General features: G+C 68.8%; 16 protein-coding genes. 4 read left to right on the top strand and 12 right to left on the bottom strand.

All coding sequences use genetic code 11. The features are described from left to right. Window positions 1-94 precede the first annotated feature (94 nt). The 8 genes from secA to ACZ3HL_RS09825 all read right to left on the bottom strand — a co-directional run bounded on the left by secA (window position 95) and on the right by ACZ3HL_RS09825 (window position 11,280). Window positions 95-2,926 carry a preprotein translocase subunit SecA gene (gene secA, locus ACZ3HL_RS09860; protein ID WP_465411169.1) on the bottom strand — a complete coding sequence of 944 codons (2,832 nt, stop codon included), beginning with the start codon at window positions 2,924-2,926 and terminating at the stop codon, window positions 95-97. A 234-nt stretch (window positions 2,927-3,160) separates the two neighbouring features. Beyond that, complete coding sequence (hpf, locus tag ACZ3HL_RS09855; RefSeq protein ID WP_007028981.1) at window positions 3,161-3,850, bottom strand: ribosome hibernation-promoting factor, HPF/YfiA family; 690 nt, start codon at window positions 3,848-3,850, stop codon at window positions 3,161-3,163. Between the two features lie 552 nt (window positions 3,851-4,402). Then, window positions 4,403-5,035 carry a ComF family protein gene (locus ACZ3HL_RS09850; protein WP_465529987.1) on the bottom strand — a complete coding sequence of 211 codons (633 nt, stop codon included), beginning with the start codon at window positions 5,033-5,035 and terminating at the stop codon, window positions 4,403-4,405. A 384-nt stretch (window positions 5,036-5,419) separates the two neighbouring features. Further along, window positions 5,420-7,147, bottom strand: a complete 1,728-nt coding sequence (locus ACZ3HL_RS09845) for an LpqB family beta-propeller domain-containing protein (protein WP_465529985.1) — start codon at window positions 7,145-7,147, stop codon at window positions 5,420-5,422. Next, complete coding sequence (gene mtrB, locus ACZ3HL_RS09840; protein WP_465411237.1) at window positions 7,144-8,823, bottom strand: MtrAB system histidine kinase MtrB; 1,680 nt, start codon at window positions 8,821-8,823, stop codon at window positions 7,144-7,146. The genes ACZ3HL_RS09845 and mtrB overlap by 4 nt, the downstream gene beginning before the upstream one ends. Before the next feature lie 43 nt (window positions 8,824-8,866). Continuing rightward, window positions 8,867-9,544 carry an MtrAB system response regulator MtrA gene (mtrA, locus tag ACZ3HL_RS09835; protein WP_005150760.1) on the bottom strand — a complete coding sequence of 226 codons (678 nt, stop codon included), beginning with the start codon at window positions 9,542-9,544 and terminating at the stop codon, window positions 8,867-8,869. A 285-nt stretch (window positions 9,545-9,829) separates the two neighbouring features. Next, window positions 9,830-10,966: an NAD(P)/FAD-dependent oxidoreductase gene (locus ACZ3HL_RS09830; protein ID WP_465529983.1), complete on the bottom strand. Its 1,137-nt coding sequence runs from the start codon at window positions 10,964-10,966 to the stop codon at window positions 9,830-9,832. Continuing rightward, the gene (locus ACZ3HL_RS09825) at window positions 10,963-11,280 is read right to left on the bottom strand and encodes a bifunctional 3-phenylpropionate/cinnamic acid dioxygenase ferredoxin subunit (protein WP_465529981.1); all 318 of its coding nucleotides are present in this window, start codon (window positions 11,278-11,280) and stop codon (window positions 10,963-10,965) included. The genes ACZ3HL_RS09830 and ACZ3HL_RS09825 overlap by 4 nt, the downstream gene beginning before the upstream one ends. Before the next feature lie 153 nt (window positions 11,281-11,433). On the opposite strand from ACZ3HL_RS09825, the gene ACZ3HL_RS09820 reads away from it, so the two are divergent. The 3 genes from ACZ3HL_RS09820 (at window position 11,434) to ACZ3HL_RS09810 (ending at window position 15,998) form a co-directional block, all read left to right on the top strand. Continuing rightward, complete coding sequence (locus ACZ3HL_RS09820; RefSeq protein WP_465529979.1) at window positions 11,434-12,219, top strand: IclR family transcriptional regulator; 786 nt, start codon at window positions 11,434-11,436, stop codon at window positions 12,217-12,219. Between the two features lie 157 nt (window positions 12,220-12,376). Further along, a complete protein-coding gene (locus ACZ3HL_RS09815) occupies window positions 12,377-14,815 on the top strand; it encodes a GcvT family protein (protein WP_465529977.1) in 2,439 nt (812 codons plus the stop codon). A 79-nt stretch (window positions 14,816-14,894) separates the two neighbouring features. Beyond that, window positions 14,895-15,998 carry an aromatic ring-hydroxylating oxygenase subunit alpha gene (locus tag ACZ3HL_RS09810; protein WP_465529975.1) on the top strand — a complete coding sequence of 368 codons (1,104 nt, stop codon included), beginning with the start codon at window positions 14,895-14,897 and terminating at the stop codon, window positions 15,996-15,998. Window positions 15,999-16,037: 39 nt separating this feature from the next. Here ACZ3HL_RS09810 and ACZ3HL_RS09805 read toward each other — a convergent pair whose 3' ends face one another. The 3 genes from ACZ3HL_RS09805 to ACZ3HL_RS09795 form a co-directional block, all read right to left on the bottom strand. Beyond that, window positions 16,038-16,670, bottom strand: coding sequence for a dTMP kinase (locus tag ACZ3HL_RS09805; RefSeq protein WP_465530046.1), 633 nt, complete (start codon window positions 16,668-16,670; stop codon window positions 16,038-16,040). 84 nt (window positions 16,671-16,754) lie between these two features. Beyond that, the gene (locus tag ACZ3HL_RS09800; RefSeq protein ID WP_465411161.1) at window positions 16,755-17,522 is read right to left on the bottom strand and encodes a hypothetical protein; all 768 of its coding nucleotides are present in this window, start codon (window positions 17,520-17,522) and stop codon (window positions 16,755-16,757) included. After that, entirely contained in the window at window positions 17,519-18,088 is a 570-nt protein-coding gene (locus ACZ3HL_RS09795) for a papain-like cysteine protease family protein (RefSeq protein ID WP_465530044.1), read from the bottom strand. Before ACZ3HL_RS09795 ends, ACZ3HL_RS09800 begins: the two co-directional genes overlap by 4 nt. Before the next feature lie 250 nt (window positions 18,089-18,338). Here ACZ3HL_RS09795 and ACZ3HL_RS09790 point away from each other — a divergent pair, with 250 nt between their 5' ends. Then, entirely contained in the window at window positions 18,339-19,373 is a 1,035-nt protein-coding gene (locus ACZ3HL_RS09790; protein ID WP_465411160.1) for a hypothetical protein, read from the top strand. A gap of 67 nt (window positions 19,374-19,440) precedes the next feature. Here the strand turns inward: ACZ3HL_RS09790 and ahcY are convergent, their stop codons facing one another. Further along, window positions 19,441-20,955, bottom strand: coding sequence for an adenosylhomocysteinase (ahcY, locus tag ACZ3HL_RS09785; protein WP_465529973.1), 1,515 nt, complete (start codon window positions 20,953-20,955; stop codon window positions 19,441-19,443). Window positions 20,956-21,045: the final 90 nt, after the last annotated feature.

The raw sequence follows: 21,045 nt of genomic DNA, 5'->3' as shown, positions 1-21,045 counted from the left end.
AGACCGGGCCTCTGCTGGGAATGATCGTGATGTGGTGTCAAGATCACTAGCAGAGGCCCGACCCATACCCACAACCGGCATCAAAGACAGGCTCTTAGCGGCGCGGGCCCTTCTTGCCCTTCTTCTGGGAGGCGCGCTGCGCGGCGCGACGCTCCCGGCGGGTTCCGCTCTGGTCACCACCGGCGCTGCCGGCACTGTCCGAATGCGACTCGACGCCGCCGTCCTCGGACGGGCCCGACATGGTCAGCCCGGACTGCGAACCACCGCCGAGTCCCTTGCCCCGCAAGGCGGACGGCACGGACTGGGTGTCGGTCGCCGGGCCCTGCGGAGGCGTCGGACGGGCGTGCCTGCCATCGCCGCCCGCGGCCTGGCCGTTCCCGGAACCGACACCGGCCGGCAGCGCGGACGCCGACTCCGGCGCCGGCGTGGTGGGCTCGGCCTGCTCGACCTGGAGGTTGAACAGGAAGCCGACGGCCTCCTCCTTCAGCGACTCCAGCATCGCGCGGAACATGTCGTAGCCTTCGCGCTGGTACTCGATGACCGGGTCGCGCTGCGCCAGGGCCCGCATGCCGATGCCCTCCTTGAGATAGTCCATCTCGTAGAGGTGCTCACGCCACTTGCGGTCGAGGACGGTGAGCATCACCTGGCGCTCCAGGCTCCGCATCGCGCCTTCGCCGACCTTCGCGTCGATCTCGGCCTCGCGCTCGTCGTACGCACGGTGGGCGTCTTCGAGCAGCGCCTCACGCAGCTTGTCGGCGTCGAGGTCGTCGTCCTCGTTGAGCTCTTCCCAGGTGACCTTGACCGGGTACAGCTGCTTCAGCGCCGTCCACAGCTTCTCGTGGTCCCAGTCCTCGGCGTAGCCCGTGGCGGTCTCTTCGGTGACGTACGCGTTGATGACGTCGACCAGCATGTGCTCGATCTGCTCGCGCAGATCCTCGCCCTCGAGGACGCGCAGGCGCTCGGCGTAGATCACCTTGCGCTGCTCGTTCATGACCTCGTCGTACTTGAGGACGTTCTTGCGGATCTCCATGTTCTGCTGCTCGACCTGCGTCTGAGCGCTCTTGATCGCCTTGGAGACCATCTTGTGCTCGATCGGCACGTCGTCCGGCAGCCGCATGGTGGTCATGACCCGCTCGACCATCGTGGCGTTGAAGCGGCGCATGAGCTCGTCACCGAGCGACAGGTAGAACCGGGACTCGCCAGGGTCGCCCTGACGGCCGGAACGACCGCGGAGCTGGTTGTCGATCCGGCGCGACTCGTGCCGCTCCGTGCCGAGCACGTACAGCCCGCCCGCCTCGCGGACCTCCTCGGCCTCGGCCTTGGTCTCCGCCTGGATCTCCTCGAGCACCTTCGGCCAGGCGGCCTCGTACTCCTCGGAGTGCTCCACCGGGTCGAGGCCACGCTCGCGCAGCACCTCGTCGGCGATGAGATCCGGGTTGCCGCCGAGCACGATGTCGGTACCGCGGCCCGCCATGTTGGTGGCGACCGTGACCGCGCCCTTTCGCCCGGCGCGGGCGACGATCAGGGCCTCCCGGTCGTGGTGCTTGGCGTTGAGGACCTCGTGCGGGACACCCAGCTTGAGCAGCAGTTTCGACAGGTGCTCGGACTTCTCGACACTCGTGGTGCCGACCAGCACCGGCTGGCCCTTCTCGTGCCGCTCGGCGATGTCCTCGGCGACGGCCTCGAACTTGGCCTGCTCGGTCTTGTAGATCAGGTCGGCCTGGTCGGCGCGGACCATCGGCTTGTTGGTCGGGATCGGCACCACACCCAGCTTGTAGGTCTGGTGGAACTCGGCCGCCTCGGTCTCGGCGGTACCGGTCATCCCCGCCAGCTTGTCGTAGAGCCGGAAGTAGTTCTGCAGCGTGATCGTGGCGAGCGTCTGGTTCTCGGCCTTGATCTCGACGCCTTCCTTGGCCTCGATCGCCTGGTGCATGCCCTCGTTGTAGCGGCGGCCGTGCAGGATGCGGCCGGTGAACTCGTCGACGATGAGGACTTCGCCGTCACGGACGATGTAGTCCTTGTCGCGCTTGTAGAGCTCCTTGACCTTCAGCGCGTTGTTCAGGTAGCCGACGAGCGGCGTGTTCGCGGCCTCGTAGAGGTTGTCGATGCCGAGCTGGTCCTCGACGAACGCGACACCCTTCTCGGTGACACCGACGGTGCGCTTGCGGATGTCCACCTCGTAGTGGACGTCCGGCTTCATCAGCGGGGTCATCCGCGCGAACTCGATGTACCAGCGCGAGGACTGGTCGGCCGGGCCGGAGATGATCAGCGGCGTCCTGGCCTCGTCGATGAGGATGGAGTCCACCTCGTCGACGATCGCGAAGTTGTGGCCGCGCTGAACGCAGTCCTCGAGGCTCCACGCCATGTTGTCGCGGAGGTAGTCGAAGCCGAACTCGTTGTTCGTGCCGTGCGTGATGTCGGCGGCGTACTGCTGGCGGCGGACCTCGGGCGTCTGGTCGGCCAGGATGACCCCCACCTCGAGACCGAGGAAACGGTGGATACGGCCCATCCATTCGGCGTCACGTTTGGCGAGGTAGTCGTTCACCGTGATGACGTGCACACCCTTGCCGGAGACGGCGTTCAGGTACGCGGGGAGGACCTGGGTCAGGGTCTTGCCCTCACCGGTCTTCATCTCGGAGACCTGGCCGAGGTGCAGCGCGGCGCCGCCCATCAGCTGGACGTCGTAGGGCCGCTGGCCGAGCACGCGCCAGGCCGCCTCCCTCGCCACCGCGAAGGCCTCCGGAAGGAGGTCGTCGAGGGACTCGCCGTCCGCGTGCCGTTTACGGAACTCGTCGGTCTTGGCCCGCAGCGCGGAGTCCGAAAGGTCCTTGACGTCGTCTTCGAGGGTGTTGATGTGATCGGCGATGTGTCGCAGCCGCTTCACCATTTTGCCCTCGCCCGCGCGGAGCAGGCGGTTCAGCACCATCCGGTCGACCTCACTAGCTGATTGTGATCGCACCCGAGCCGGTCCCGGGCAATCTCGTACGCGGTGGTGCCTGGTAACGCACCACCGTCCGCCCCCATCGTAGGGAACACCTCGGTGTTCGCGCACGCACCGTCGGTCGGTACCTGACGGGACGAGGCCGCACCACGCCTGTTCCGGACATGACGGCGGCCCGCACGGGACGCGTGCGGGCCGCCGTCTGGACGTGGGGCCGGCCTAACTCAGCCGGATGACGCCGTAGTCGAAGCCTCGCCTCCGATAGACGACGCTCGGGCACCCGGCGTCGGAGTCGTTGAACAGGTAGAAGTCGTGACCGACCAGTTCCATCTCGTAGAGAGCCTGGTCGACCGTCATGGGCTCCGCGTCATGCTTCTTCTCGCGGACGACGCGACCGGGCTGGTGTTCGGTCACCCCGTCATCCCAGCGCTGCTGCTGGGGCATCTCGAAGTCACCGCTCTCGACAGCGAAACCGTTGGCCATGGGTTCGGCCTCCGGCGCTTCGAGCACAGCGGTACCCGCCAGATGTCGGGTGTCGGTGGTCATGCCACCGGCGGCCGCCATCGAAGTCGCCTCGGCGACGGATTCCGGGCGGCTGCGGCCGTAGTGCACGCGCCGGCGGTCGTGTGTCTTCCGCAACCTGTTTTCGAGCTTGTTCAGTGCGGAATCCAGCGCTGCGTAGAAGTCGCCGGCACACGCTTCGGCGCGTACGGCGGGGCCACGGCCCTTACCGGTGATTTCGACGCGCTGGCAGTTCTTCGACTGCCGGCGATTGGGCTCGTGGAAGAGCTCCACGTCGTAACGGATGACCTTCTTGTCGTAGCGCTCTAGCCGGGCCAGCTTTTCGCTGACGAGTGCCCGATAGTGGTCGGGCACCTCCACGTTGCGGCCCTTAACGACGATGTCCATACACGACCTCCCTCGCTGAAATGACTGCGAGCTGTAGATGTGTTCACTAGGGCGCCGGTAATGCGGGGACGAAGCCCGGATCGCGGGCGATGAGGGAACTCGGCATACGGCCACGACGTCTCGTGTCGGATGTCCGAGCGCGGACTCAGCGCGGCTCCGGCGCCAGGGACATGGGCTGGTCACCTCCCTGCCTGCCGGGATTGCTGATAGCGCTGCACGTTAGCTGCATCACGCCGCGAGCAACAGCCCCCGAGCCGGGGGATATCAGGACGTGAGACCTCGTCACCGCACGCGACGAAGAGCGTGCGGCCAGCGCGACAATCCGGCCTGTCGGGCGTCGTCCCCGTGATTTCTTTTCACGCGGACGGCTCAAGCCTTCGGACAGGAAAAAGCGGAGGGTGCCTAGAACACCGCACCCGAGGGAATCCGCCGCCACCCCGGTGGAGTGGCGGGCCGTCGGAGTGTTCCCCTCGAGCTCCCTCATATCCCGTCAACGCCCTTGTACCCATTCCCGTTCCCGATCATTCATCACTCTTGTAGGTGACGGCCCGCTCACCCGGCGGCGGCCAGTGCCACCACCGCCGAAACGTGAATTCCGCTTATGTCCAGAAAGCGCGTACAAGCGGCGGCGGTCGCTCCGGTTGTGATGACGTCGTCAAGGAGAACGACCTTCTCCCGGCAGGCTCCCGGAGCGAGGCGAATACGGCCGTCGAGGTTCGCCGACCGCTCGGCCCGGGTGAGCCCCACGGCGTCGCGAACTCCGGACCCGAGCCTGAGGACCGGCGCCACTGTCGCGGATTTTCCCTTGCCCGCCAGCACTTTCACGCATTCCTCGGCGACGCGCCGGACGTGCGGCCCGCCGCGCATACGCGAGGCGTGCCGGCGCGAGGGCACGGGGACGAGACACGGCTCCGGCTCCGGCAACTCGGCGAGCGCCTCGGCGACGGCCCGGCCGAAGGACGGAGCGAGGTCGCGGCGGCCGCGTTCCTTGTAGGCGAGGATCAGGCGACGGGCCTCGTCGGCGTACGGAGCCAGGGCGTACACGGGTACGAGACCGGCCGTCGGGCCGCGGATGATCTCGCTGAGCGAACCCCAAGCGGCCTGGCAGGTGGCGCAGCAGGGCGCACCCGGCGCTCCGCAGGACGCGCAGCGGGCGGGGATGAGGAGATCCAGGAGTTTGGCCATGGGGCGAGTGTCGGCCGGGGCTCCGACAGTTCCGGGTCGCGTCGTGTCGTGAGAGGTCCGCTTTGGACCCTTTTCGTCCTAAGGGGACCGGTCATGACCGCAGTTTTGGAGAAGGCTTCAGGCGCTTCGGGGGCTTCGCGCTCCTGGCCTCGGTCCGTGAAGGCCTCCTTGAGGGACTCTGGGTCCCTCAAGGAGGCCTTCACGGACTTCCGCAGGTCCCGACCTTCTAGCGCCGCTAGGAAAGCTAGCGTTACTAAAGGTCCCTTGCTCCCTCTGGAGGGGTTGGAGGGGCTGCCGTGTCGTCGGCCGGCGTTGCGAAAGCCACTTTCGCAACGTTGAAGGTTGCGAAAGTGGCTTTCGCAACGTGCCGGCCGTCCGAAGGGCTCAGCCCGGGTAGAACGGGTCCGCGTCGGTGACGGTGTGCGCCTGCGGCCGCCAGACCTCGCCCAGCTCGGAGGCGACCCACAGCCCGCCCGCGTCCGCGACCAGGTTCTGCCTGCTCGGCGCCGCGGTGACGCCGTGCACCGGCGGGGTCAGGTTCGAGCTGTTGAACGCGTCCATCCGCTGCCCGTCCAGCGGCACCTTGACCACCGGCAACGAGGTCGACGACGTGGCGGCGATCAGGTGATCCTGGGTCGCCCAGTCGACGTCGACCACGTCCTTGAGGTCGCGTTCCTGCAGTTTCCGCGGTGCCCGCAGGGCCACCGAGTCCGCCGTCCGCACGATCGAGGCGACCACCAGCTGCCCGTTGACGACCGCGGCCAGCCGCGACCCGTCGCGCGAGAGGCGCAGTTCGGTGATCTGGCCGAGGCCGGTGAGCATGGTCGCGTCGACGCCGGCCTTCACCCAGCGGCCGTCCGCGGCCAGGGTGACCCTGGCGACGGTGTTGTGGTCGACGACCGTCCAGACCTCGCCGGAGACCCCGCCGCCCCGGGCGACCGGCCGCCAGGTGGGACGGCTCAGGCTGCCGCCGAACAGGTCGACCGAAGCGAGGTCGTGCCCGAGGTCGCCGACCCGGAGCCACTGCCTGCCGTCGCGTTCTTCGACCACCGCGAGCCGTTTCCCGTCGACGGACTGCGCGGCGCTGACGACCTTGTAGCCGCCGTTGCCCGCGGGCCCGCCGACCGGCTGCCCGTCTTCGAGCGACCGGACCCGGCCGTTCACGGTCATCAGGCCCCGGAGTTCCGAGTTGGGCGCGATGTCCACGTTGTAGTTGGGCAGTTCGCTGGAGCGCCAGTATTCGTGGTCCGGCACCAGCGCGGTGCCGTCGGCCAGCAGCCGGATCCGGCTCAGCGTCACCGTCTGCAGCGAGAGGACGATCTGCGCGGCGATCAGGTTCCGGTCCGCGAGGCTGGCCCCGCCGACACCGGTCAGGTTGATGTCCAGTGTCCCGTCGTCCGTGCTGCGGACGTTGCTTTCGGTGGTGACCTGGTCGCCGAGCAGGTCCTTGACCGCGCCCTTCAGCCCTTCCGACGGTCCCTGCAGCACCAGGTCCATCACCCGGCCGGGCAAGCCGGCCTGCGGTTTCGCCGCGACGTAGCGGAGGTCGGGGACGAAGGCGCCGGAGTCGGGCGAGTAGAAGCTGATCGGCACCCGGAAGTAGTTGAGCGCGAAGTCCTCGTCGGTGACGGCGAGTTCCTGCGGCGGGTCCACTATCCGCCACTGGCCGTTCGGCTGTTTCCGCAGCTTGAACTGCTGCGAGTACTCGGCCTTCACCGGGATGAACGCGCTGTCGGGGCTCAGGTTGCCGAGTTTGAACCCGCGGACGTTCACCACCTGCTCGTCCGGGTTCGGGGAAGACGACGAAGTGTCGTAAACGGTGCCGAAGGTGTCGTCGATGATCGTCAGGCCCTGCGAGGGCTTCCAGTTGCGCCGGGCCTCCTCGTCGAGGTACACCCGCGCGTCGGCGTTCGCCGTTCCCGGTTTCGCGGAGTTGCGGATGAACTGGCGGGTGACGGTCAGCGGGTCGATCCCGGCGGCAGGCTCGGCGACGTCCGCGGGCGCCTGGCCGGGTTTGTCCCCGGAGACGACGACGGGCTGGGATTCGAGCGGGATGTTCGCGCAGCCCGCGAGCAGCAGCAACACCGCGAGCAGTGGTAGCAGCCGTTTCACCGGCCGACCTCCTCTGGCTCGGCGAGGATCGCGTCGGGCGCGGGGCGGACTTCGAGCAGTCCGGACGATCCGTGCGGTTCGGCGGGCGTGTGATCGGGCGGTGGCAGGACCAGCGGGCTCTCCCCCATCGGCGTGTCCTGCCGCCGCGGCAGCACGAGCCGGAAACAGGCGCCGTCGCCGGTCTCGCCCCACGCGTCGAGCACACCGCCGTGCAGCCGGGCGTCCTCCTGGCTGATCGCGAGGCCGAGCCCGGTGCCGCCGGTCCGGCGGTTACGGGACGGGTCGGCGCGCCAGAACCGGTTGAACACCAGTTCCGCTTCGCCCGGCCGCAGCCCGACACCGTGGTCCCGCACGGTGATGGCGACCGCGGTCTCGTTGACCGCGAGGGTCAGCACCACCGGATTCCCCTCACTGTGGTCCACGGCGTTGGCCAGCAGGTTGCGCAGGATCCGCTCGACACGGCGGGCGTCGACCTCGGCGTGCGCCTCTTCCTCCGGCAGGACCAGTTCGACCGAGCTGCCCGCGTTCCCCGCGATCACCCGGACCTGCTCGACGGCCCTGGTCGCGATCGGCCGGACGTCGATCAGCTCGGCGGAGAGCTCCTCGACACCCGCGTCGAGCCTGCTGATCTCCAGCAGGTCGCCGAGCAGGGCCTCGAACCGGTCGAGCTCGTCGACCAGCAGCTCGGTGGAGCGCGCGAGCCCGGCCGGGAACTGTTCGCGCGACGCGTGCAGCACGTCGGCGGCCATCCGGACGGTGGTCAGCGGGGTGCGCAGCTCGTGCGAGACGTCGGAGGTGAACCGGCGTTGCAGCCCGCCGAACTCCTCCAGCTGGCGGATCTGCCGCTGGATGCTCGCGGCCATCTCGTTGTAGGACACGGCGAGTTTGGCCAGATCGTCCTCACCGAGCACGGCGAGGCGCTGGTCGAGCTCCCCGCCCGCGAACTGCTCGGCCGCCGCGGCGGCCTGCCGGACCGGCCGGACCACCTGCCTGGTGACCAGGTTCGTGATCCCGGCCAGCAGGAGCAGCAGGACGAGACCGCCGACGAGCAGCGTGTTCTGCACGGTCGAGACGGTGTTCTGCTCACTGGTGAGCGGGTACAGCAGGTAGAGCTGGAGCGGGTTGATCATCGTGCTGACGGGCGCGCCGACGATCAGGTACGTCGTCCTGCCGCCGTCGGCTTCGGTGACCGTGTGGATCAGGTGACTGACCTGCTCGGTCTCCACGAACTGGCGCAGCCGCTCAGGCACCCTGTCGTAGGGGCCGGCGAACACCGGCTTGTTCGACTGGTCACGCCCGCCCGCCGCCAGCACCGGCTCGAAGGTGCCCGCGGCCGATCCGGCGCCGTCCTGCGAAGTCGTCGTGCTGGTGATCTTCTTCAGCGCGTTCTTCATCCGCGCGGTCAGCGCTTCGGGGCTTTCGGTGCCGACGCCGATCAGTTCACCGGCCGCGGTCTCGACGACGGCCCTCGTCTGCGCGATCGCCGCGTTCTGCTTGGTCTCCAGCAGCCGTTCGGTGATCTGGTTCTGCAGCACCATGCCCAGCACGAACACCACGGCCGACGACAGCGCCAGCGTGGACACCGTGACCCGGAACTGCAGCGAATGCCGCCACAGTTCGTTGAACGAGACGACCTTGCGGCGCACGAAAACCACGATGCGCCGGAAGTGGCGCATCGTGGTCTGGGCGAGCTTTCGCAAGCGTCCGTTCATGGGGTGATCACGGCGGGCCGGCCTTGTATCCGACACCGCGAACGGTCAACACCACCTCGGGGTGTTCCGGGTCCTTCTCCACCTTCGAACGCAGCCGCTGGACGTGCACGTTCACCAGCCGGGTGTCGGCGGCGTGGCGATATCCCCACACCTGCTCGAGGAGCACCTCCCGGGTGAACACCTGGCGCGGCTTGCGGGCGAGCGCGACCAGCAGGTCGAACTCGAGCGGGGTCAGCGGGATGGCCTTCCCCTCGCGGGTCACCTCGTGGCCGGGGACGTCGATCGCGAGGTCGCCGATCGTCAGCGACTCGGCGGGCTCGGCCTCGGTGCGGCGCATCCTGGCGCGGACGCGGGCCACGAGTTCCTTCGGTTTGAAGGGCTTGACCACGTAGTCGTCGGCCCCCGACTCGAGCCCGAGGACGATGTCCACGGTGTCGCTCTTGGCGGTGAGCATCACGATCGGCACGCCGGACTCGGCCCGGATCGCCTTGCAGACGTCGATGCCGTTCATCCCGGGCAGCATGAGGTCGAGGAGGACCAGGTCCGGTTTCAGCTCACGAAGCGCGGGCAGCGCCCGTGAGCCGTCGGCCACGACGGCTGTGTCGAACCCCTCCCCACGCAGCACGATGGTGAGCATCTCCGCGAGAGCAGGGTCGTCGTCGACGACCAGAACACGTGCCTTCATAAACCTATGTTCGCACTAGTTTCCCGGCGCGGGCGCGCGACCCGGCGATGTGACCACCAGAAAGATCATCGAATCGGGCAAATTGCTCCATCCGAGTAGGGTCTTCGGGCCCTAGAGCCTGTTGGCGGAGCTGGGGATGTACTCGGAAAACTGACCAACGCGTGAACCCGCCCGGCCGAAGGCCCCGCTATCGCGGTGGCAGGGCGCCCTGCCTCCTGTCGTGAGTTGGCTGACCGTGCGGCGTCCTGCCGACGTCGATCGCGGACGCGGGTTCACCATCAGACGCTAGAGCGCACGTCGGAGCCTGGTGAACGGTCTCGGGGAGTCGATCGCGAACACACCGGCCAGGACGTCGCCGCGGTGATAGGTCGCGACGAACCGCTTCGAAGCGACGTCGCCTTCGGCGATCCGCACGTCTTCCGTGGCCACTCCGGCGAATTGGAGCCGCCGACCGTACTGATCGGACCAAAAGTAACCGTGTCGTGCGAAATGCGTGACGGTCGAGCCGGCGAGCAGGTTCGCGACCGCGACGCCCGGCTGTTCCGCCGCCGCCGTCCAGTGCTCGGCGCGGACCCGCCTGCCGCGCACAGGGCAGCGGTACCGCGCGACGTCACCCACCGCGACCACTCGGGGATTCGCCGTGACACAGCCGGAATCGACCAGCACGCCGTCGTCGACGGCGAGCCCGGATCCGGTCAGCCATCCGGTGGCGGGCCGCGCCCCCACTCCGGCGACGACGAGATCGGCGGGGAGCTCGCGGCCGTCGGCGAGCCGCACACCGGTGACGCGGCCGTCGCCGGCGAACCCGGCGACGGGGACGCCCGCGCTCAGCCGGACGTCGTTCTCGGTGTGCAGTTCTCCGCACACCGCGCCCATCCGCGCGCCGAGGACGGAGGCGAGCGGCACGGGCATGGCCTCGACCACGGTCACTTCGTGCCCGAGCAGGCGGCACGCGGACGCGACCTCCGCACCGATGAATCCCGCGCCGATGACGACGACCGAAGACGGCCCCGCCGCGAGAGCGCGTTTCAGCGTGACCGCGTCGTCGAGGGTCCGCAGCGTGTGGACACCGGGCAGATCCCTTGCCGCGCCGAGGGTTCTGGCCACCGCTCCGGTCGCGACGACGTAGCCGTCGGCGGCGATCGTGGTGCCGTCGCCGAGCGTCACCCCTTCGCGGCCGAGCTTCTCGGCGCGGACGCCGAGGTGCCATTCGGCGGCCAGCGCGTCGAGATCGTCCTGCCCGGCGAGCGCGACGTCCTCAGCGGAAACCTTGCCCAGCAAGAAATCCTTCGAAAGCGGCGGCCGGTCGTACGGCGGTTCGGCACCGATCATCACCAGCCGCCCGTCGAAACCCCGACGGCGTAACTCCTGTGCCGCGCGAAGTCCCGCCAGAGAGGTGCCGACGACGGCGACCGATCTCAAGCCACTTCCCGGCGCGCCTCGGTGTCCACGTAGATCACGCCGTCCGCGATCACGACCGGGTACGTGCGCACGGCGTTCTTGGCAGGCAGGCAGTCCGGGGCGCCGGTCCGCAGGTCGAATCGCGCGGCGTGCAGCGGGCATTCGACGTAGCAGCCTTCGATCCAGCCGTCGGCGAGCGACGCGTCCTGGTGGCTGCACGTGTCGTCGAGGGCGTAATAGGCGCCCTCGGAATGGAAGACCGAGACCGGAACGGGGCCCGGTAAGCGGAGGGCTTCGCCTTCGGGCAGTTCGGAGACGGAGCAGGCACGGATCATCGGGGCCTCCGGGGAAAGGACCGACGGTTGGATGATGTTGCGTATTACGAGACGGGACGTGCTATGCGCAACAATCACCCTCGAGGGGCCGGTACGTCAAGGGATTCGCCCACTCAGCCGAGCGGATCCGGGCGAAACGGCTACTGTTGCGTCATGCGGAACCAGGACGCGGGGAACGCAACGCCCAGTCAGGTGCAGTCCGTCGACCGTGCGATCAGCGTGCTGGAACTGCTGGCGCGCAACGGGGAAACCGGGATCACCGAGATCGCGGGCGAACTGGGCGTGCACAAGTCGACGGCGTCGCGCCTGCTGAGCGTCCTGGAGAACCGCGGCCTCGTCGAGCAGCTCGGCGAACGCGGGAAATACGCGATCGGCTTCGGTGTCGTCCGGCTCGCCGGCGCCGCCACCGGCCGGATGGACCTGGCGAAACTGGGCAGGCAGACCTGCCAGGGCCTGGCGGAGACACTCGGCGAGACGGTCAACATCGCGATCGCCGACGACGGCGTCGCGATCAACGTCAGCCAGGCCCGCGGCTCGGCCGCGATCACCACGCAGAACTGGACCGGGCAGCGCACTCCCCTGCACGCGACGTCCAGCGGGAAGGTGCTGCTCGCGTACCTGGGCGACGTCGAGCGCAAACGTTTGCTCCGGCGGAAGCTCGAACGGTTCACGCCGCGGACCACGGTCGATCCCGACGAGCTGGCCGCCGAGCTGGAGCGGGTCGCCGAGGACGGGTACGCGGCCTGCTTCGAGGAGCTGGAGCTGGGGATGCACGCGGTCGCGGTGCCGGTGCGCGGCCCCGGCGGCGACGTCGTCGCGGCGATGAGCGCGTCCGGTCCGTCGTACCGGCTTTCGAAGCAGCGGGTGCGGCAGATCGTGCGGCCGCTGACCGAGGCTTCGGCGGATCTTTCGGCTCAGCTCGGGTACTTCGCGGAGTGAAGAGGCCGACCTTTTCGGGCTCTTGACAGCGCGCCCGCGCGTGCCTCACTTTGTTGCTGAAGACGGAACAACGTGCCTCATCCGCAACAGCGCCTGTCACCCCGATGCCCGGACGTCCTTTGTGGACTCTCCAGGCAGGCAGGAGGTACCCCGAACCATGCCCCCAGGACCCCGCGTCGTCGTGATCGGCGCCGGTATCGTCGGCTGCGCGCTCGCCGACGAGCTCACCGAACGAGGCTGGACCGACCTCACCGTGCTGGACCAGGGCGACCTGTTCACCACCGGTGGATCGAGTTCGCACGCCCCCGGTCTGGTCTTCCAGACCAGCTCGTGCCGCACGATGACCGAGTTCGCGCGGTACACCGTCGCGAAGTACGGCGCGCTCGACCTCGACGGGAACCCGTGCTTCCGGCCCGTCGGCGGGCTGGAGGTGGCCACGGCGCCGGAGCGGCTCGCCGACCTCGAACGGCGGCACGGCTGGGCCACCGCGTCCGGCGTCGAAAGCAGGCTCGTCGGGCCGGACGAATGCGCCGCGCTGCATCCGCTGCTCGATCCGGCCAAGGTGCTCGGCGGATTCCACATCCCCTCCGACGGTCTGGCCAAACCCCTTCGCGCAGCCGAGGCGCAGGCCCGCCGCGCGATCGGCCGGGGCGCGAAATTCCTCGCGCGGCAGAAGGTCGTCGGAGTCGAACGCGCGGGTGGCCGCGTCACCGGCGTCACCACCGAGACGGGGAGCTTCCGCGCGGACATCGTGCTCTCGTGCGCCGGCATGTGGGGGCCGCTGGTCGGCGAACTGGTGGACCTCGCGATCCCGCTGGTCCCGATGGCGCACCAGTACGCGCGCACCAGCCCGCTGCCGTCACTCGCCGGCGTGACCGAGGAGGCCACGCGGCCGATCCTGCGGCACCAGGACGCCGACCTCTACTTCCGCGAGCACGTCGACCGGATCGGCATCGGCGCGTACGGGCACCGGCCGATGCCCTTGCCTCCCCACGAGATCGGCACCGGCGAGGGAATGCCGTCGGAACTCGCGTTCACCCCCGCGGATTTCGAACCGTCCTGGGCCGCCGCCGTCGATCTGCTGCCGTCCTTGGGCGACACCAAGGTCGAGGAAGGCATCAACGGCTTGTTCTCCTTCACCCCGGACGGCATGCCGCTGCTGGGCGAACACCCGGAGCTCGACGGGTTCTGGGTGGCCGAAGCCGTCTGGATCACGCATTCGGCCGGGGTCGCCAGCGCCATGGCGCGGTGGCTCGTCGACGGCCAGCCCGGCGTGGATCTGCACGGATGCGACCTCGCCCGGTTCGAGCGGGCGCAGCTGGCCCCGGAGTACGTCATGGCACGCAGCTGCCAGAGCTTCGCCGAGGTCTACGACGTCGTCCATCCCTTGCAGCCCATGGAAGAACCGCGGCCGCTGCGGACGAGCCCCTTCCACGACCGGCAGACGGAGCTCGGCGCGTTCTTCCTCGAAGCGAGCGGCTGGGAGCGTCCGCACTGGTACGAGGCGAACGCGGACCTCCCGGAGGTCGATCTCGTCCCGGAGCGCAACGACTGGGCCGCGCGGTACTGGTCGCCGATCGGCGGCGCCGAAGCGCTGGTCGCGCGGCAACGGGTCGCGATGTTCGACATGACGTCGCTGAAACGGGTGGAGGTCACCGGCCCGGGCGCGTTGCCGTTCCTGCAGACGATGACCACGAACCAGCTCGACAAGAAGCCCGGTTCGGTCACCTACACGCTGTTGCTCGACGAGGACGGCGGTGTGCGCAGCGACCTGACCGTCGCCCGGCTCGGCGCCGAAAGGTTCCAGGTCGGCGTCAACAGCGCCATCGACATCGACTGGCTGCGACGGCATCTCCCCGGCGACGGCGCCGCGCAGATCCACGAGACCACCCCGGGCACCTGCTGTATCGGGCTGTGGGGCCCGCTCGCCAGGGCCGTGCTCCAGCCACTGTCCACAACGGACTTCTCGCACCAGGCGATGGGGTACTTCAAGACGAAACAGGCGTACGTCGGCCTGGTGCCGGTGACCGCGATGCGACTGTCCTATGTGGGCGAACTCGGCTGGGAGCTGTACACGAGCGCGGACCTCGGCCGACGGCTGTGGGACACGCTCTGGGAAGCCGGGCAGGCACACGGGATCATCGCCGCGGGACGGGACGCCTTCTCCAGCATGCGGCTGGAGAAGGGATACCGGCTGTGGGGAACGGACGTCACCGCCGAGCACGATCCGTACGAGGCCGGGCTCGGTTTCGCCGTGCGGATGGACAAGGGCTATTTCATCGGGAGGGACGCGCTGGCCGGGCGCTCGGAGGAAGCGGTGACCAGGAAGCTGACCTGTCTCACCGTCGACGATCCGTACTCGGTCGTGCTCGGCAAGGAGCCGGTGTTCGCCGACGGCCGTCCCGCCGGGTACGTCACGAGCGCCGCGTACGGCTACACCGTCGGCAAGAACATCGCGTACGCCTGGCTTCCGGTGGAGTTCACCCAGCCGGGCAGGCCGCTGGAGATCGAGTACTTCGGCGAGCGGATCCCCGCCGTCGTCGCCCGGGAACCGCTGTTCGACCCCGGCATGAACCGGATCAGGAGCGCCGCATGAGCCCTTACGACGTCGTCGTCGACCTGGTGGTGGACGGCACGACAAGGCAGCCGATCGCCCGGTTCGCCGGAGTGCCGGGATGACGAGCCTCATCCCGACGCTGGGCGGCGGCTACTACACCGATCCCGCGATCTTCGCGGCCGAGCAGGAGAAGATCTTCGAACGCCAGTGGTTCTGCGCGGTCAGGGCGGCGGATCTGCCGTCGGCGGGCGACTTCCGGACCGTCCAGGTCGGACGGGAGAGCGTGCTCGTCAGCCGCGGACGGGACGGCGGGTTACGGGCGTTCCTCAACGTCTGCCGCCATCGCGGCGCGCGGCTGTGCACGGAGGAGTCGGGGACGGTCAAACGCGCGTTCCAGTGCCCGTACCACGCGTGGACGTACGGGCTCGACGGCAAGCTGATCGCGGCGCCGAACCTGGCGAACCTGCCCGGCATCGACCGTTCCGAGTACGGGCTGCACACCGTGCGCCTGCGGGAATGGCTGGGTTACGCGTGGGTCTGCCTCGCCGCGGATCCGCCGTCGTTCGAGGACGGCGTCGAAGGCGCGGTGCGGGAGCGGCTGGGCGATCTGGAATCGATCGAGCGCTACGGTCTCGACAAGCTTACGGTCGGGCGCAGGATCACCTACGACGTCAAGGCGAACTGGAAACTGATCGTCGAGAACTTCATGGAGTGCTACCACTGCGCGACCATCCACCCGGAGCTGACCGAGGTGCTGCCGGAGTTCGCCGACGGGTACGCGGCGCAGTACTACGTCGGGCACGGCGCCGAATTCGGCGAGACGGTGGACGGCTTCACCATCGACGGCACGACGGGCTTCGACCGGCTCGACGGTGTCGCGAACGATCAGGACAGGCGGTACTACGCGATCACCATCCGGCCGCAGGTGTTCGTGAACCTGGTGCCGGACCACGTGATCTTCCACCGGATGTATCCGCTCGCGCCGGACCGGACGGTCGTCGAATGCGACTGGCTCTATTCCGAGGACGTCGTGGCATCGGGGCGGGACGTGTCCCGGTCGGTGGAGTTGTTCCATCGCGTCAACGAGCAGGACTTCGACGCCTGCGAACGCTGTCAGCCCGCGATGGCGTCCCGCGCCTATCGCGGCGGCGGAGTGCTGATGCCGTCCGAGCACCACATCGGCGAGTTCCACACCTGGCTACTCACGCGTTTAGAGGACTGAATGCGGTAGTTGCGCCGCGCAAGGACCGCATTCAGAGGACTAATCGCGGAGGAGGGTGGTCGCGAGAGGCGGGGTATCGACACCGGTGACGCCGTCGAGAACGTGCCAGGGCGCGAGCCAGCCCGTCGCGGCGAGCTCGTCGTAGACCACCGAGCACCGCTTCTGGAGCGCGTCGTCGGTCTCGAACGAATCCCGCGCACGGTCGGCGTCGCTCTCCGCGCGGCGCTGCGCGCGGTCGGCGGCGACGTCGGCGGTGACCCGGAGCAGCAGATGCGCGACGGGCACCGGCAGGCCGAACCGGTCGATCTCCAGCTCCTTGAGCCAGCGCACGAACTCGCCGTCCGCGCCCTGATGGAGCCGGGCGGCGCCGTACGCCGCGTTCGACGCGACGTACCGGTCGAGCAGCACGACGTCGTGGTCTCCGAGACGCGCGCGGATCTCGTCCGCCGCGCCTCGCCGGTCGAGCGCGTAGAGCATCGCCATGCCGTAGACGGAGTCGGCGAGGTCGCCGTGGCCGCGGTGCAGCGCTTCCTTCACGAGATCGGCGTGCACGCTCTCGCCGTACCGCGGGAACGCGATGGACGTGACGCTCGCCCCGGCGGCGTTCAGCGCGCCGGTCAGCGCGTCGGCGAGGGTGCGCTTGCCCGCGCCGTCCAGACCTTCGATCACCACGAGTCGTCCCACGGGCACTACTGTAAGGCGCCGTGGTCGACCGGCGGGCCAGACGGGTCAGCTCACGCCCGGCCCACCGGTCCGCTAGGGGACGCGCCTCTTCGAGTGCAGGAAGAAGCCGGCGACACCGATGAGGAGCAAGCCGCCGAAGATCAGCAGCGGCACGAAGCCGGTGTCCTGCGCGTCGGGCGCGGGGCCACCGTCGCCGCGGGGCATCACTTGGGCGTTGTAGCCGCCGGCCTTGCCCTCCTGGGCGTACGGCGAGTTCGCGAGCATGGCGCCGTACCGGCCGGAGACGGTCTTCTGGTACTCCGCGAGAGTGGCCGACGCACCGCTCGCGGAGCCACTGGCACCCGAGTCGAGCAGGGTCACCCGCCCGTCGCGCAGCGCGTACCAGGCGTCGACCTGGGGTTCGTGGAGCAGCGTCGCGCCGGCGGGCAGCCTCCTGGCCAGTTCGCTTTCCCGGTCACCCGACGCGATGTTGCCGACGCGCCAGACACCGTCGTCGCCGCGGACCGACCAGACGGTCGCGGACCGGCCGTCGGACGCCGTCACCGGCACCGCGACGTAGGCGAGCCGCCCGGCGACCGCGCCGTCACCGGCGACGAAATCCCTCGAAAGCTCGTAAACCGGGAAGGATTCGTCGACGACACTCACCGACGGCGTAGCACCCGAACCACCCGTCTGAGTGAAGAAGCGGCCGATTTCGGCACGCAACGTGGGGTCGTCGGCAGCCGCCCTCGCGGCCGCGAGGTCTTCACCGGACAGGTGATCCGCGCGCGCTCCGGGCGCCGAGACCAGCAGCGCGACCGCGACCAGCCCGGCGAGCCCGAGGAACCGCCGCGCGCTCATCGCCGGATCCCGGTGAGCGTGTGGGTCCAGGTGAAGGACTTGTTCGCCGAGTAGAAGTCGTAGGTCGACCAGTTGTAGCGGTTGCCGGTGGGCAGTGGATCCCCCCACGAGATCCACTTCCGGCCGGCGTCCGAGCCGTAGAGGACGTGCATGTGGCCGCCGCCCGAGGCCCAGCCGACCCGCGTCTGGACGGGCTTGCCGTCGCCGGTCTGGGCCTGGACGGCGGCGTAGGGGATGCGGCCCTTGAGGTAGTTCCCAGGTGAGGAGAAGCCGAGCTTGCCGAAGGCGCGCCGGACGTCGCCCAGCGTTCCCGGCTTGTCGGCGCACTCCCGGCGTCGCTCGTCGTGGGCGATCCGGCAGAATTCGTTCTGCGTGACGGTCACACCGTGGTGTGCCGCGATGGTGTTGCCGGAAGCCACCCAGCACCACTGGGACTTTTCCTGCGCCTGCATGGCGATGGGGTTCTGGCGGGCAGGCGCCGAGGGCAGCGCGCTCGCCGGGGTCTGGATCGCCAGCCACGCCACGAGACTCGCGGCGCCGGCGGCGCAAAACCTCCTCGAGAACACAGGCACGACGGGCCTCCTGGTCACCATGGCGAACCAATGTGGTCACAACGGTGAACAGCAGGCTCACAGAGAGCAAGATGGGCACTCGGCGGAACGGACCGTTCCGGGGCGTTTCCACACCCCGGAACGGTCACTCTTCCGGGGTCAACCACCCCGAACGGGGGACGTAGTGTTCACAGTGCGCTGCTAACGTGAACGTTCCGCGGTGTTCACGCTCAGCGCACACACTGGTCTGGTGAAGGGACGAGCGGTGACACGAGACGGTGCCGATACGTTCTCGGCGGGGAAGCTCGCCTCGAACGATGACACCCCGACGATCATCGACGGCACGCGCCGTCAACCGCTCGAAGCCTTGCCCAAGGAACTCGTCGAGGCCCTCCGCAGCGGCGAGTTCCATCACGCGCTCCGGCAGGCGATCGCCTACCGGGGCCTGTCCCTCGCCCGGCTCCGCGCCCATCTCGGGCTCCGCGGCGTCCAAATCGGACAGTCGACGTTGAGCTACTGGCAGCGCGGATTACGCCAGCCCGAGGTGCCCAAGGCGCTTCCCGCGGTACGCGCGCTGGAGTCGGTGCTGCAGCTGCCCGCGGACGCGCTCGTCGTGCTGATCGGACCGCGGACGACGCGGACGCGCGGACACCAGATGGCCGCGTCGTTCCACGACATCCGGTCCGGCGACATGGGCTCGATCGTCGACCAGCTGCTGGCCGAGCTGGGTGCGTACCCGTCGTCCAACCGCTACAACGCCGACCTCGAGATGCTCTCGGTGCACGACACGATCACCTTCGACGCCGCACACCGGCAGGTCGGCCTCCAGACCCGGCTCGTCTGCCGGGCCCGGCGGCACGGCCCGGACCGGTACGTCACCGTCTACAACGGCGACCCCGGCTGCAATATCGGCGACGTCGAGCTGATCACCGCCGAGGGTTGCCGCGTCGGCCGGATCCGGCGCAACGCCGGGGCCGAGACGATGGCCACCGAACTGCTCTTCGACCGGAAGCTCGCCGAGGGCGAGATCCACGTGTTCTGCTTCGAGGTCCGCGACGACTCCGGCACCGCGTCGCCCGGGTACTTCCGGATGCTGCGGGACCAGTGTTCGAGCTACCTGGTGCAGCTGAAGTTCGCGCTCGGCGCGCTGCCCGCCCGCTGCACCCGGCAGTTCCGGACTCGCGACGACGCCGTGCCCGTCGAGTCCGAGGAGCTTCCCCTCGACATGGGCGGCGTGACCAGCGGTTTCTTCAGTGACGCCGGGCCGGGGCTGGCCGGCATCGAGGTCGAATGGCGCTAGCGCGTCGGGCCTCGTGAGTGGCAAGGACGGTTAGAACCGTCCTTGCCACTCACGAGGCCAGCAGCGGTCAGTACCGGTAGTGGTCGGTCTTGAACGGGCCTTCGACGTCCACGTCGATGTACTCGGCCTGCTCCTTGGTCAGCTTCGTGAGCTCACCGCCGAGCGCGTCGAGGTGGATCTTCGCGACCTTCTCGTCGAGCTTCTTCGGGAGGCGGAAGACCTCCTTGTCGTACTCCTCGTGCTTGGTGAACAGCTCGATCTGCGCGATCACCTGGTTGGAGAAGCTGTTCGACATCACGAACGACGGGTGCCCGGTCGCGTTGCCCAGGTTCAGCAGGCGGCCCTCGGACAGCACGATGATGCTCTTGCCGTCGGGGCTCTGCTCACCCCGGGGGGCGGCCCCCGGACCCCCGGCAGGGAACACCCACTCGTCGACCTGCGGCTTGATGTTGATGCGCCGGATGCCCGGGTAGCGCTGCAGGCCCGCCATGTCGAGCTCGTTGTCGAAGTGGCCGATGTTGCCCAGGATCGCCTGGTGCTTCATCTTCGCCATGTGCTCGACGAGCACGACGTCCTTGTTGCCGGTCGTCGTGATGATGATGTCGGCCTCGCCGAGGACGTTCTCCAGCTTCTTGACCTGGTAGCCGTCCATCGCCGCCTGCAGCGCGCAGATCGGGTCGATCTCGGTGACGATCACCCGCGCGCCCTGGCCGCGCAGCGATTCCGCGGCGCCCTTGCCGACGTCGCCGTAACCGCAGACGACCGCGACCTTGCCGCCGATGAGGACGTCGGTGCCGCGGTTGATGCCGTCGATCAGCGAATGCCGGATGCCGTAGCGGTTGTCGAACTTCGACTTGGTCACCGCGTCGTTCACGTTGATCGCCGGGAACAGCAGCTCACCGGCCGCGGCGAGCTGGTAGAGCCGCAGCACGCCGGTGGTGGTCTCCTCGGTGACGCCGCGGACGCCTTCGCCGATCTTGGTCCACTTGCTCGTGTCGGCCGCGACGGAAGCGCTCAGCAGCTGCAGGAATACGCGGAACTCGTCCGAGGTGTCCTCGTCCGGGGCGGGGACGACACCGGCCTTCTCGAACTCGGTTCCCTTGTGCACCAGCATGGTGGCGTCGCCGCCGTCGTCGAGGATCATGTTCGGACCCTCACCGTCCCAGGTCAGCATCCGCTCGGTGCACCACCAGTACTCCTCCAGCGACTCGCCCTTCCAGGCGAACACCGGGACACCCTTGGGCTCCTCGGGGGTGCCGTGCGGGCCGACGACGACCGCCGCGGCGGCGTGGTCCTGGGTGGAGAAGATGTTGCAGGAGGCCCAACGCACCTCCGCGCCGAGCGCGACGAGGGTCTCGATCAGGACCGCGGTCTGTACGGTCATGTGCAGCGAGCCCGAGACCCGGGCTCCCCGCAGGGGATAGACCTCGGCGTACTCGCGGCGCAGCGCCATCAGGCCCGGCATCTCGTGCTCGGCGAGGCGGATCTCCTTGCGGCCGAACTCGGCGGCCTCGAGATCGGCGACGGCGAACTCGATGCCGTTGCGGGTGTCGTGCCGCTTGGCAACGCTTTCGGGGGTCATATGCGCGCTTCCTCCAAGGTTGGATGACATCGGAACAGTACCGTTGTCGGCTCAAAGCCCACTGGAACGGTTTGGAGGCCTTCACCGTGG

Source organism: Amycolatopsis sp. NPDC000009 (genome assembly GCF_055563465.1).
This window is presented reverse-complemented; position numbering and strand designations above follow the sequence as displayed.